Origin of the sequence: Flavobacterium anhuiense (genome assembly GCF_050990855.1) — a bacterium.
Taxonomy (GTDB): Bacteria; Bacteroidota; Bacteroidia; order Flavobacteriales; family Flavobacteriaceae; genus Flavobacterium; species Flavobacterium anhuiense_C.
In genome coordinates this window covers 2,277,010-2,292,114 of the sequence record NZ_CP158861.1, presented here as the reverse complement: position 1 = coordinate 2,292,114, position 15,105 = coordinate 2,277,010, and the positions used below count along the sequence as shown (strand labels likewise).

Genomic DNA, 15,105 nt, shown 5'->3' with positions numbered 1-15,105 from the left:
ATTTTTCGATATAATCAATCGATAAAACCGATTTAGAAATGGAACTTCGTCAGCTAAAATATTTTCTGAAAGCAAAAGAATTACTGAATTTTACTGAAGCTGCTTCGGCACTTTTTATCAGTCAAAGTACCTTATCGCAACAAATAAAACAGCTGGAAGACGAACTTCAAGTTCCGCTTTTTAATAGAATCGGAAAACGAATTACGCTCACCGAAGCTGGGGATTTGTTTGCCGTTTATGCACAGCAATCGGTCAACAAAGCTTCTGACGGATTGGAATTATTAAAAGATTTAAATAAACTCGAAACGGGAAAAGTAGCCATTGGCGTAACCTATGCATTACGTCATGTTGTTACAAAAGCATTGATTTTATTCAGCTCTGAATATCCGAAAATCCAGTTCGAAATTATCTTTGGAACTTCGCAAGAACTTATCCATAAACTAAATCATTTTCAGTTGGATGTGATTCTGACTTTTGAAGAAATTGCTTCTGAAGCACATTTTAAATATCTAGAATTGTTTACCTCGCCAATGGCTTTGGTTACGTCTTCTGAAGCTGCTTTAAAAAATAAAAAAACTATTTCTCTGGAAGAAATCAGCACGCTTCCTCTTGCCATGCCAGCGGGTGGTTTCAGTACGACTCAATTTATTAGTAAAGCTTTTGAAAAAAGCAATCTGCATCCAAATGTTACAATTGAAATAAATGATATTCCGACTTTACTCGAACTGATTAAAACAGGAAAATGGCACACGATTTTAACGAAAACGACTATTGAAAACGAAAATGATTTGTACGCAATCCCGATAAGCGGTAAAAACATGACGCGAACTGCAATGCTTATTTCTTTGAAGGAAGTTTACGAGAAAAAAGCGGTTACGGCTTTCTTGAAAATAATAGTGGAAAATTTGAAGTGATTTTTCAAGATTTACCAAAAGATCAACGCCACAGTTTGTCATTTCGACGAAGGAGAAATCTCCACAAGTAGCTCTACAAAGATTGGCGAATTACTTTACGGCGTTTCTTGCGAAGATCCCTCCTCCGTCGGGATGACAAGATTGGGTGCAAATCTTTACGTTAAGTTTGTCATTCCGAGGAACGAGGAATCACACTAGTACCTCTACAAAGATTGACGAATTTCTAGTGTGATTTCTCCTTTCAGTCGAAATGACAAGATTGTATTTAAAAACTTTACTTCAACTCTGCCTCAAAAGGCGAAGCAGGTAAGTTTTCTTTATTGTACAAATTCGCTTCAATTGGATTATCTGCCCAAGCATAACGCACTTTTACAGGACTTGAAATAGCGTCATTCCAGACCACAATTTTATCACCTTCAATAGTTGCTTTTGCCCAAACAAATTTTCCATCTGTTCCTGCAATGGCGAATTCTTTTAATTCATTTCCATTTTTGATTTGCAAACCTGTTCCAATATCAGAAAAACTCAAAATCAGTTTGTTCCCATCTTGTTTCATAGATTGAAAAATCGGACCAGAAGCAGTTACATTTTTATCTCCATAAACCAATTTTCTAGCTTGAAGCGACAATCTTTTTCCAACATCATATTTGTCTAAAGGATGAATATCGTTCCATTCGCCCAAATCTATTGTTATCGCCAATCCTGTATTGGGAACTTTCAGTGTGTTCAATTGCTGTTGCCTTAAAGCAGCCCAATTGCTTTCTGTCGGTTCTGTTTTTGGCTCCATAAAATTAGGAAGCTGCACCAACAAAAATGGCAGTTTTTCTTGTTTCCATAATGAGCGCCAATTCGAAATTAAAGTTTCCATTAAAGGTCCGTATTCTGATGGCTTTTTAGTATTGGCCTCGCCTTGATACCATAAAACACCTTTTATTGGATATTCTCTTAACGGTGCAATCATGGCATTGTAAAGTCCGACAGGTTTCCAGCGTACAAAAGTTTGTCCTGGTAATGGTTCCATTTTTGAACCTAATTTGTATTTCCAAGTTCCTTTTAAATCGATGGTTTTATCACCAACAATTAATTCATAAGGTTTATCGGTTATAAAACCTCCTCTACCCGAATTGTTGATGATTCGAACGGTAATTTCGTTTTTCCCTTCTTTTAAAACATCGGCATTAAAAGAATAAATTCTTGGAGGATATTGGTATGAAGTGGTTCCAACGAAACGTCCATTTACAAAAACGGAATCGGCATCTACAATTCGCCCTAAAATTAATTTTGCCTGATTTTCTTTTACTTTTTCCAGAACAAATTCTTTTTTAAACCAAACTGAACCATTTGTTTTTCCGAGTTCGCCATCAGCCCAATAACCTGGAATCTGCATTTCTTTCCAATCTGAAATATCTGTAGCATTTGCCCATTTATTTTTAACTCCGATATCGGTATTGTTTACTAATTTATACCATTCTGAACTGACTTTACGATCGTTTTCGTCTATTTGTTTTTCGAGTTTTCCGTCTTTGAATTTCAAATATTCCTGATCATATTCTGGGAACTTTTTAATGCTTTCTTCGCTGATCCAAGATTCGGCAGGAGAACCGCCCAAAGCGCTGTTGATTAAACCGATAGGAATTTTATACTTCTCGTATATTTCTGAAGCGAAAAAATAGCCAACGCCTGTAAATTGTAAAACGTTTATAGGATTTGCTTCCAACCAAGAACCAGATGAAAAATCATTTCTTTCTTTCGCGAAATAATATTCATCAGGAACTAAAAACTGACGAATATTCGGATTAGCCGATTTTGCAATTTCTTCTTTGTATTTGTCTTTCAAACGATCCATTGGAAGTTCCATATTCGATTGTCCTGAACACAGCCAGACATCTCCAAAAAGAATGTTTTTTAAAACAATTGTATTGGATGCTTTTAAAGTCATTTCATAAGGTCCTCCTGCTTTTTGGGATTGGAGTTGGATAGACCATTTTCCGTCTTGAGCGGTTATGGTGTTGTATTTTTTTCCTTTAAAATCGAGTTCGATTTTTTCATTTGGCGATGCCCATCCCCAAATATTGACTTTGGTATCGCGCTGCAAAACCATTCCGTCGCTTATAAGTCGCGGCAGTTTGATTTGAGCATTGATTGTCCAATTTAAAAGTATTGCCAGTAATAATATTTTCTGTTTCATTTTATATGTTTTTTTTGCCACAGATTAAAAAAGATTAACACAGATTATTAAAAATCCTTTAAATCTTATAATCTGTGGCTAAAATTTCTCTCGCAGATTGCGCAGATCTCGCAGATTTTTTTTCTTTATTTTTTGTCACAAATCATTAAAATCCTTCCAATCCTTTTAATCTGTGGCTAAAATTTCTCTCGCAGATTGCGCAGATCTCGCAGATTTTTTTTCTTTATTTTTTGTCACAGATCATTAAAATCCTTCCAATCCTTTTAATCTGTGGCTAAAATTTCTCTCGCAGATTGCGCAGATCTCGAAGATTTTTTTTCTTTATTTTTTGTCACAGATTATTAAAATCCTTCTAATCCTTTTAATCTGTGGCCAAAATTTCTCTCGCAGATTGCGCAGATCTCACAGATTTTTTTCTTTATTTTTTGTCACAGATTATTAAAATCCTTCTAATCCTTTTAATCTGTGGCTAAAATTTCTCTCGCAGAATGCGCAGATCTCACAGATTTTTTTTCTTTATTTTTTGTCACAGATTATTAAAATCCTTCTAATCCTTTTAATCTGTAGCTAAAATTTCTCTCGCAGATTGCGCAGATCTCGAAGATTTTTTTTCTTTATTTTTTGTCACAAATCATTAAAATCCTTCTAATCCTTTTAATCTGTGGCTAAAATTTCTCTCGCAGATTGCGCAGATCTCGAAGATTTTTTTTCTTTATTTTTTGTCACAGATTATTAAAATCCTTCCAATCCTTTTAATCTGTGGCTAAAATTTCTCTCGCAGATTGCGCAGATCTCGAAGATTTTTTTTCTTTATTTTTTGTCACAGATTATTAAAATCCTTCCAATCCTTTTAATCTGTGGCTAAAATTTCTCTCGCAGATTGCGCAGATCTCGAAGATTTTTTTTCTTTATTTTTTGTCACAGATTATTAAAATCCTTCTAATCCTTTTAATCTGTGGCCAAAATTTCTCTCGCAGATTGCGCAGATCTCGAAGATTTTTTTTCTTTATTTTTTGTCACAGATTATTAAAATCCTTCCAATCCTTTTAATCTGTGGCTAAAATTTCTCTCGCAGATTGCCCAGATCTCGCAGATTTTTTTTCTTTATTTTTTGTCAGAGATTATTAAAATTCTTTAAATCTTATAATCTATGTCTAAAATTTCTCTTGCAGATTGCGCAGATCTCGCAGATTTTTTTTCTTTATTTTTTGTCACAGATTATTAAAATCCTTCTAATCCTTTTAATCTGTGGCTAAAGTTTTTTCGCCACAAATTCCACAAATTGACACTAAATTCGTGGCAGAAAAAAAATCCTATTCATAAGTATATAATTTTATTTTTTGGATTTCGTAATCGCCCACCGAGATTCTTAAATGCCTTCCTTGATGGGTTTGGTCTCCGTTGAAATGTCTTATGGTTCTCCAAACTTCATTTTCGAATTTGCCGAAATCTGTTTTTAGAATTCCCGCGTTTACATTTTCTTTTAAAGGTTTAAAAGTAACGACAATTCCTGATCCAGAAATGTAGAATTCATCTTTGGCAATTTCGATAATAATCGCGCTTGATATGGGCCAAGTTTCGGCTTTTGCTCCATCAGACCAATTTAGGGTATAATCGTGTTTAAATGTGAATTCGTAATCGCCCATTTTTATGATTTGCGTATTGTTTTCTTTGTCTAATAAAACACCGTCGATTTTTCCTTGTCCTTTGTATTTTTCAATTGTTGGAGTTAGCTGTTGTACCAAATCATAGATTTTACCTAGAGGCTCTTTTTTGGCATCGGCAACAGATTCGATTGAAAACGGAGAAAATCCCATTGCTTCGTAATGTCCGATTGCGTAAAGTCCTTTGAATGGCGCGGTTTCATCAAAACGGTGTTCTGGAATAAAAAGCGGATCGCCTTGACGTGTAAATAAATCGTTCCATTGTTTAAATGACGGATTATAGAAATCTGGAGCTAAAAAATCAATGGAATTTCCTGCTGCTTTCCAAACGTCCATAATATGAGGCAATGGTCCTGCGCTTGGATATTGTCCCGGCTTTTTTTCTGGTGCGTTTAAAGCGGCATTGACAAACATCGGAATTGGATAAGCTTCTTTTCCAGCTTTGGCAACGATATTGGTAAATTTAGAAAAATACCAAGCCATGAAAATTTCGTCGGTATGCAATCCTTTTCCAAAAATTTCTTCCCAGTTTCCTTTGGTTTTAAATCCGTTTTTCTTCCAGATTTCTAAAAATTCGGGAACTAGTTTTTGTTTGTTTTTTTCTAAATATTGAATCAATTCATCTGGAACTGGTTTCTGAAATGCAGCATTCGCTAAAGCGTGATAATCACGAGCTGTTGGCAGCATTCCGATTTCGTTTTCAACCTGAATCATGATTACGGTTTGGTCTTTTTGGTCGAAATCTTTAATATGTGCCATCAGTTTTTTAAAAGCATTCAAGTCAGCCTGAAGATTATTTTCGCTGAAAGGCGTCAAAATTTCGTGGCTTTTGTTTTTATCATCTTTTACTCTTGGATATTTTTTCTGGTTGAGTTTTACCCATTCTGGAGCGTGGCTCGACATGCTATTTTTCCAAGATCCGAACCAAAGAAAAACAAGTTTTAAGTTTTCTTTTCGCGCACGAAGAATCAAATCGTCTACCAATTGGAAATCAAATTTGCCTTCTTGCGGTTCTATCAATTCCCAATAAATTGGCGTTAGAACTGTATTGAGGTTCATATCGGTCAGTTTCGACCAAATGGGTTCCATGCTTTCCATACTCGTTGCAGATGAATTTCCTAATTCTCCGCCACGTATTAAGAATGGTTTTTGGTTGACAACTAATTGTGTTTTGTTTCCCGCTTTTTGAAGATGAGGTATGTTTTGACTAAAACCAAATTGCATCGCCAAAAATGCCGTGACAAACAATTTACTTTTGGTAAAAACTTTTATTCGGTTTATTCTAAGATTGAAAGCCATTTTGATTTGTTTTTTGCTCTGAGAAATCTTGAGCGATAAAAGTTAAGAAAATAAACAATCCATAGTGCATTCCTTTTTACAGACTTGCACTATGGATAGTATTACTAATTAAATATTTAAGGTTTTTGTAATTCTCCTGAGAAACCTAAACTCACATCTTTTCCTGCAAGACCGTCTGCCGTGCCTTTGTAAGCATGTTTACGAACGTAGTTTGCATCCCAAAGGTTTGGAGACTCGTTTGGAAGCCAATATTCATGTTCTTTAGCATTATCAGATACTCCCCAAATAGTGATTCCATACTGTTGTGGTACAGGAATGTATTTTTTGTACATATCAATTACGTATTGGTACATTTCTGCCTGAGAAGCTTGCTGCGCAACTGTTGGTGTTGCTGTTCCTAATCTAATATCTAATTCAGAAATTTTAATGAGTTTTCCTGTAGCAGCCAGTTTTTGGAACATCTGAACAATTTTGTCTTTATCTGTTGTTAAACCAATGTGCATCTGCGTTCCAATTCCGTCAATTGTTGCGCCTTTACCTTCAATATATTTTACATATTCAATTAATCCGTCACATTTATCTAATCTAGATTCTAAGTTGTAATCGTTGATGAAAAGTTTATCTGTTGCATTTCCGTATTGACGTGCTAATTTGAAAGCTGTTACCGCGTAATCTTTTCCTAGATATTTCACCCATGAGAAATAGTCTGTAGCTGTATCGCCTTCAGTTCCATTTCTTAGCGTTCCATCTTCTTTCATTGGTTCGTTTACCACATCCCAAGAGAAAACGCTTGTTTTGTAATGCGTCATCATTTTAGAAATCCAATCGGTCATGGCATCGGTAATGATTTTAGTTTTCTCAGCATCTGTTTTTTCAATTGTAACAGGAGCTGTTGCGCCGCCGCCAGATGTTGCACCATCAGTAACCATAACATTATCGATATAATACGTTCCTGCCGCTCCTCCTAAATCAAAACCAAATCCTGTCTCACCGCCTTTTGCTGTAATTTTCCATTCTATTTGTTTCCAAGTTGTAGAAGTAGCTTGATCGCCTTGGTAATTTGCTAAACTTGATGGTGTTGTAGAACATCTTACAGAACCAGCCGCCTCAGAACGAATCATATAAGAAATAGTATAACTTTTTCCGGCTACTAATGGCGAAGTAAAGGTCGTTTGAATCTGCGTTTTCCATTGGTTTGCCGCATCAGATGTAGCATTTACTACTTTCATCGCACCGCTTCCTTCGTAAGCGTTAGAAGATCCTGCTGCGCTTAATGCATCTGCAGCTCCATTGGCTTTGCTCCATCCTGTTATTCCAGAATTAAATGTTCCATTAGAAACTAGATTAACTGGTCCTGTTGCGGCATCAAGATCGACAACTGCTAGGGTATTCGCATCAATTAAATACGTTACATTTGGAAGATATCCTAAATCTAAATTAAACTGAAAAGTTGTACTTCCTGCTTTGAAATCGCCTGGCGCTAATTTAATTTTAACTTGTTGCCAAGATGAGGTTGTTGCAAAAGCTTCTGTCCAACTTCCTCCTGTATTAAACCAATCTTTGTATGGATATTGGTTCGTTAATGAAGCGTTGAATGAAATACGCCCTTTACCAGCAACATCCGATTTAATATAGAATGATATTTCATAATTATGTCCAGCAACAATTGGAACGTTTGGCGAAGTCAGCTGTAAACTATAAGCCGCAGAAGAACTCGCACTTGAAGCTAACTGAATGGCAGCAGAAGTACTTGTTAATCCAGAATTAGCAACTGTTGTAATACCTTTCCCTGGGTTATTTCTAGCCCATCCGGTAAAGGTTCCGTTTTTAATAGGTGTTAGGTCCAAAACGTTTGTTCCGCTTGAACCTGGAATTACTGTTGGGGCAATAATACCGTTTAGATAACTAGCATTTTGGTTGGAATGCCAAATTAAAGTATGACCGAAAACTTTTAATCCTGCGCTTTTTGTTGCGGTGATAAAAGCATCTACATTGGTAAAATTAATTTCTCCTTTTGAGTTTACCATTGCACCGTGCTTCATTTCGTAGCCTGGGGTTACTTCATCAAAATTTTCGTTTACGATTTTTCTGTAAGCTGCATCGCTCATGTACAAACTAATTCCGATTCCGTTTCCTAAAGGAAAGTCTGAATAGTTTTTTAAAGGTTCGTAACGGCCTATTTTTTCCACTAAAGCCAACGGAAGCTCAGCTCCTGTTACTGCTCCATGCTCTGGGTCTTTTCCCCACTCCATCAAATTATCATCGCATGATGACAAAATCATTAGTGATGAAGCAATTATTGGTATGATATATTTATATTTCATTTTGTGGTTGTTGAGTTAGTTAAAATCATTGTAAACTGGCGTATCCAACGGTACAATTCTCCAGTTGTCTGTGTACACTTTTACAGATGTTGCTTTTGAAGGGAATTCTACTTCGCTTGCAGTTCCTAGCACATCTTTCATTTTTACATCGGCATTTTCGAACCAAATACCAAAGTTTTGGTAAGTTGCCGTTTCGCGATACGTTAAAACAGTTTCAAATGTTGCAGCTTCTTTAGACCATTGATAAAATTTGTTTAACGGAATTGTAATAGTAGTCCATCCTGCAGTTTGAAAAGGGACAGATTTTCCGTCTACTAGCCAAGGAATATAGTTATACACACCTCCAGACCATGTTCCTGCATTGAAATTATTGATTGTACATATTTTTAAATAACCTGAATCTTTCCATGCATCTGGCACATAAATATCAAATTGGAACGCTACTTTATCAAGCGAAGTAGTTGCCGGAATATAAGGCGTTAATTGTGCTCTCCAGTTATCTACACCTGTTCCTCCTGTCCAAACTTCTGTAGCTCTTCCTGTAGCTGGTGCAATTGATGTGATGCGAGATGGACGATGCGGTACGTATTTACCATGTGAAAGATTTCCTGCTCCTATAGATGCAGATTCTAAATCAGTTCCTAAAATCATTCCAGTAGCAGGAGGTGTTCCCCAAAAACTGTGTTGTCCTAATCCATCAAAATCCAAAATAATTCCTTTTTTGAAATTGAAATATCTCGGAGAATAAACTCCTCCGTTTGATGTTTCTGCGTAAATTGAACCTCCTAAATCTGATACTCCGTTTGGTACAACAACTGTAAACATTTCTCCATCCTCTACTGAAGTAATCCCTGTTGTTACTTCAACATTTCCAGGAAAAATTACTTTGCTTACTTCTGTCAAACCGCTTCCTACAATTGTAATACTTTCCCCTGGATTTGGTAATGTATTTGAAATTGCTGTGATTGATGGTTTTCCTGCACGAATTTGAAACGGAAATGTCACCTCATGGGTATCATTTGCAAAACGAATTGTATTTCTTACCGACGGATCTGCATCTGCAATTGGCGTATCTGCTGAAACGCTTACCAGCATCGAATTGTTAGAAACAAAAACAACATTGAAGTACGTTGAATACCCGTTAATATAAACTTTCTTTAGTCCAGAAAAACCAGAACCTTCAATACGTAACAATTGTCCTAAACGGGCAAAACTAACTTCTCTATCTGGTACAGATGAATTTACGTCTTCTAAAAATACTTTTGTAATAGTAATTGCGCCTCCGTCTGAATCGTTGTTGTCGCAAGAAGTAAACAGCATACCGAAAACCATCATGCTTAACAATGCGATGGGCGCCCAATACTTTTTATTTAAAATATATTTCATATTTATGTCTTTTAGTTTTTTATTTCTGAAACTAGAATAAGTCTTTTATTTTCTCTTCTGTAAACTGATACGGAACAGGATTTTCTCTCAATAATGGATTCTGAACTAATTCAGATTCTGGATAAGGAAGCGTAAAAATTGTCGCATCAATTACACCAATTGCTCTTGGACTTGTACTTTTTGAAGCGTCTACCGTAACTGTATTTGTTGCTGTATCATACAAAATTGGAGTAATTACGCCTCTGTTTTGTGCTGTTATATAATTAATAACTTCTTGTTGTTTGTAATATGCTCGACGAACTAAATCGTACCAATATTGTCCTTCCATACACAATTCTACTCTTCTCTCGTGTGCAAGATCAGCATAAGTCAAAGTTGTTTTTGGATCTAAACCTGCACGGGTGCGAAGTCTGTTTACCACCGAAATTGCAGTTGCATCTGCTGTTGAGGCATTGTTTCCTAAAGTAGCTTCTGCGTAATTTAAATACACTTCTCCTAGACGCAACATATAAGTGTTCAAAGCAGAATTCATACGGGTAATTTTAGAATTGTCTTTCGTAGAACCCACAACCCCTTTTTTAACAGTAAGGAAATCTGCGCTATGATCTACTGTATAGCCTCCGTTTGCTTTATTAATTTCTGCATAATGGTCATTGTCTCCCATAAAAGTTGCTCTACGTCTAAGATCTTTTGACTCATATTCTTGCAAAACATTGTAAGAAGCTCTTGTCCAATATCCCCAAGCGGCATCGTCTCCTGTAATATCAGAACCTAATGCAAAATAAGCCTGTTGGGTATTGTTTACTCCATAATCTCCGTTTGGAACCCATTGCAGTGCAAACATCGATTCGGTATTGTTGTTATTGTCAATCATGAATAAATCTTCATAATTGGTCATTAGAGCGTATGGCCCAGAACTCATTACTTTTTCTGCCGCTTTTTTGGCTAAATCAAGATATTCTTGATTGCGAGTTCCGCTGTTTGGGTTGTCGCTTACTCCAGAAAATGATAAATACACGCGAGATAGCATTCCGAATGCGCTATATCTTGTTAAACGTCCAGCTTGGCCCGCAGTTTCTGGAAGATATTTTGCTGCAAATTCTAAATCACGAATAGAAAATTCGTAAACATCTTTCATCGGATTTTTATTTACGATTGGATTCTTCACCAGCTCACTTGGATCTGTAGAAATAATTACATCTCCCCATAATGAAGCTAAGTACCAATAAGCCGTTCCTCTCATAAAACGAGCTTCAGCAATATATTTGTTCTTAACAGCATCGCTTAACGGACTTCCAGAAATTCCGATAATCACGTTATTCGATTGTTGAACAACATTATACAATGATGCCCAAGCCGAAACCAAAGGCCCTGTTAATCCAGTTTCTGTTAAATCTGTAAAAGGATAAACGTAGTCTGAGAAAGGTGCATACATGTTTGCTCCACGTCCGTCTCCTAATCCGTAATAAAATTTATCATTAAAATCGAACCATACTTTGTTGTACAATGGTCCTGTTGCTGCCTGAAAATCAGACTCTGATTTATAAAAATTCTCTTTTGTAATTACATCGTTTGGTTCAACGTCTAACAGGTCGCTGCAACTCGTCCAAACAAATGGCAATGCAATAATTAAAGCCGTGTAAAATATTTTCTTTGTTTTCATTGTGCGCTTTTTAGAAATTAACTGTTAATCCAAGTGTCGTGATTGTTGGCGTAGGATAACGTCCGTTATCGATACCATTTAAAAGTTGGTTTTGATTTATTGCTCCAACTTCTGGGTCATATCCTTTATACTTTGTGAAGGTTAAAATATTCTGCATATTTGAAGTCACCTTTACATTTGAAATTCCATATTTAGAGTACAAGTCTTTAGGGAGATTATACGATAATGAAATATTTTTAAGTCTTACATAAGAAGCATCTTCTACAAATCTGTTGCTCAAACGGTAATTTGATGCAGATGAAGCTGAAGAAGCACCAATTCTTGGCATATAAGGATCTCCGCCTACAATCTGAACATTACGATAATCGTTTGGCCCATTAGGATCGATTAATTCTAATTGCGCGTAGCCTAAGGCCGTTTTCAATAAGTTGGTATTCTCACGAGGATTTTCTAACCATCTTCTTTGGTAGTTTAAAGCTTCATTTCCGTAAGAACCTGTAAATAAAATGCTCACATCAAAACCTAAGAAAGAGAAACTATTGTTAAGTCCGAATGTAAAATCTGGATTTGGATTACCGATATAGCCAGCATCTTTTTCGTTGATTACGCCATCTTTGTTTACATCTTCAAACATATAATCTCCAATCCAAACTCCATTTTCACCAATTGCCATTCCTTCTGGCAAAGCTGTTGGTTTTACGGTTCCAGTGGCATCTTTATAGTAGAAATCTGTTGCTTTTTCAAAACGCCCAATTACTTTATAACCATAAAATTGTCCTATTGGCTGCCCAACCGCTGTACGAGTAACCACCGTTACGTCTGAACCTTGCTGTAAAGTCTGATCGTAAACACCAGATTCTGAATTCAATTTCAACACTTTAGATCTGTTCATTGAGATATTGAAATTTGATTTCCAAATAAAATCTTTTCTCTGCATGTTGATCGTGTTTATGGTAAACTCGAAACCTTTGTTTTCTAGAGATCCAACATTAGCAAAAGGCGGTGATGTAGCTCCCTGACCAGTTGTCCCAACATAAGCAGGAAGTGACAATCTCAATAATAAATCGTCTGTTTTCTTGTAGTATGCATCGGCTGTAATTTCAATTCTGTTATCCAAAAATCCGATATCTACACCAATATTGGTTTGATTCGATTTTTCCCATTTCAAATCTGGATTTGCCGTATTAGTCGCAATTTGCCCGCTTCCCCAATTGGTGGCTGAAGTACCATAAACAGAAGTATACGCATTGTTTGGTACGCTTGAATTACCCGTAACTCCCCATCCTGCACGCAACTTCAAGTTACTAACCGCTTTGCTATCTTTTAAAAATGATTCATTTGAAACTTTCCAAGCTAAAGAAGCAGATGGAAACCAATCCCATTTGTTACCTTCAGCAAATTGCGAAGATCCATCTCTTCTAATTGTTCCAGTTAAAATATATTTGTCGTCGAATGTATAATTTGCTCTTGCAAAATAAGAACTAAGCGACTTAGTAGAACTTGCATTTGAGTTTCTAGCTGTTGTTGGGTCACCAGCATTTAAATCTGTTGCTCCGTTTGTTAAATAGCCCGAACGGTATCCGTAAAGATTCTCCCAATTTTGTTCTTGCATTTCTTGCCCTAAAATAGCGTTTATGTTATGTTTTCCAAATGCTTTATTATAAGTCAATAAATTATTCCAAATCCAGTTTTCGCTAGTCGATTTTGTTCTTGATCCTTCTCTAATCTCGTTTGATAACGCGCCAAAAGTGTAAGATGGATTAAAAGTATATCGGTTTCCAAAACCATAATCAATAGAATAAGTTGTTTTAAACTTTAAATCTTTTGTAAAGCCAATTTCTGCGTAAACATTTCCTCTAATTCCATAGTCTTTTCCGTGATTGTCTTTCAGCATTGCAATTCCTAACGGATTGGTTTGAACGAATTCTGTTGTATCTGGACCATCAAAAGTTCCATCAGCATTTCTTGCCGCTACGTTTGGAGTTTGTTTTAAAGCGGTTAAGATTACGGAGTCATCATTAACTGTAGTAACCTGATTGCTTTTATACGCATTCATATTCACGCCAACTTTCATCCATTTCTTTACTTGAGAATCGATTACGGCACGAATCGTCATACGATCAAAAGAAGATCCGATGATAGTTCCTTCTTGATCAAAATAAGACATTCCTAATGCATATGTTGTATTATCAGATCCACCTGAAGCAGATAAGTTATAACTCTGAATTAAACCCGTTTGAAATAATTCATCTTGCCAATTCGTTCCTTCTCCTAATAAATCTGGGCGAATAAAATAAGGGTCTCTCTGTACAATACCTAAATCTGCTCTTGTGTTCTTTAGTGTTCCATATTCTCTTAAATTCAAGACTTGCAATTCTTTAGGCATTTGCTGCCATCCTACATAACTGTCAAAATTTAAAGTCAAATCTCCTTTTCTACCTGTTTTTGTGGTAATCATAATGACACCATTGGCAGCTCTAGATCCATAAATTGCAGTTGCAGAAGCATCTTTTAAGATATCATACGAAGCAATATCATTAGGGTTAATTCCAGAAAGTGGATTTGAATTTAAAGAACCTGAATTTCCATCTATAATAACACCATCAATTACATATATTGGTTCGTTTGAACCTGTAATCGAACTTACACCACGAATACGTACAGAAGAGCTTCCACCAGGTGTACCACTGTTTTGCTGTACCTGTACCCCAGCCGCACGACCTTGTAAAACCTGATCAATAGTTGTAGAAACAGATTGCGCCACCGCTGCACTAGATATAGAAGAAATAGCTCCTGTCAAATCTGCTCTTTTTGCGGTTCCGTACCCGATTACAACAACTTCTTTTAGATCATTTAAATCTTCTTCTAGTACAGCATCAATTTTAGTTTTATTGTTCACTGCAACTTGATGAGGTTTATATCCGATAAAGCTAAAGACCAAAATACTATTATTGGGAATAGCTTGAAGGGAATACGTTCCGTCAAAATTAGACACCGTACTGGTTTTGGTTCCTTTTACAATAATATTGACACCTGGTATTGGTCCGACACCATCAGTTACAGTACCTGTAACAGTAATTTGTGCATTTACCGCAGCAGAAAATACCAGCATCAGGAATACAAACCCCAAATTCTTAAAGTATTTAGATCTGCTTTTAGTAATTAAAAAGTTAGTCATAAATAATTGGTTTAATGAGTTAATAGTTGGTTTAGTTAGTTTGTTTTTTTAAGTGACTTTACTATTGACTTTTATTTTAACATTTGACGCCAATAACAACTTATAGTCAAAACAAATATATGCAAAAAACAACAACACACAATCGGTTGCGTGAATATTTTTTCTTGATTTCAAAAAAATACCCATAAAAAAAAGAACAAATTGCATTAATACTCGTAAAATATTAAATAATATTCAAAAACAAACTTCAATACAACGAAAACGTTAGAGATAATAAATCATTTAATTCGAAATCTTAAAAAAAACATAAAATGTTAAATTACGAGGTTTTTTCAAGAAACACTAAAACGTTGTAGTAACTGTCTAAAAATTCTTCTTAAATTAAAGTTTTAGCTAGCCCTTATAAAACGCGCCTTACGGCACGTTAGAAACTGTAAACCAGCACAATAAAACCAAAAGACAATATTTCTTACAAAACATAAAAAAGAA

At 35.8% G+C, this 15,105-nt stretch carries 7 protein-coding genes; 1 reads left to right on the top strand and 6 read right to left on the bottom strand.

The genetic code is table 11. The features are described from left to right. Positions 1-38: 38 nt before the first annotated feature. The gene (locus tag ABTV69_RS10230; RefSeq protein ID WP_433836005.1) at positions 39-914 is read left to right on the top strand and encodes a LysR substrate-binding domain-containing protein; all 876 of its coding nucleotides are present in this window, start codon (positions 39-41) and stop codon (positions 912-914) included. Positions 915-1,188: 274 nt separating this feature from the next. On the opposite strand, the gene ABTV69_RS10225 is transcribed toward ABTV69_RS10230, so the two are convergent. The 6 genes from ABTV69_RS10225 to ABTV69_RS10200 all read right to left on the bottom strand — a co-directional run bounded on the left by ABTV69_RS10225 (position 1,189) and on the right by ABTV69_RS10200 (position 14,616). Next, positions 1,189-3,102: a sialate O-acetylesterase gene (locus tag ABTV69_RS10225; RefSeq protein WP_433836003.1), complete on the bottom strand. Its 1,914-nt coding sequence runs from the start codon at positions 3,100-3,102 to the stop codon at positions 1,189-1,191. 1,313 nt (positions 3,103-4,415) lie between these two features. Continuing rightward, a complete protein-coding gene (locus ABTV69_RS10220; protein ID WP_433836001.1) occupies positions 4,416-6,065 on the bottom strand; it encodes a DUF5597 domain-containing protein in 1,650 nt (549 codons plus the stop codon). A 116-nt stretch (positions 6,066-6,181) separates the two neighbouring features. Next, complete coding sequence (locus tag ABTV69_RS10215; RefSeq protein ID WP_433835999.1) at positions 6,182-8,389, bottom strand: endo-1,4-beta-xylanase; 2,208 nt, start codon at positions 8,387-8,389, stop codon at positions 6,182-6,184. Positions 8,390-8,404: 15 nt separating this feature from the next. Next, on the bottom strand, positions 8,405-9,775 hold the full coding sequence (locus ABTV69_RS10210) for a glycan-binding surface protein (RefSeq protein ID WP_433835997.1): 1,371 nt from the start codon (positions 9,773-9,775) through the stop codon (positions 8,405-8,407). 31 nt (positions 9,776-9,806) lie between these two features. Further along, positions 9,807-11,438 (bottom strand): RagB/SusD family nutrient uptake outer membrane protein, encoded by a 1,632-nt coding sequence (locus ABTV69_RS10205; protein ID WP_433835995.1) that lies wholly within the window; start codon positions 11,436-11,438, stop codon positions 9,807-9,809. A 10-nt stretch (positions 11,439-11,448) separates the two neighbouring features. Continuing rightward, positions 11,449-14,616, bottom strand: coding sequence for a SusC/RagA family TonB-linked outer membrane protein (locus ABTV69_RS10200; protein WP_433835993.1), 3,168 nt, complete (start codon positions 14,614-14,616; stop codon positions 11,449-11,451). Positions 14,617-15,105 lie beyond the last annotated feature (489 nt).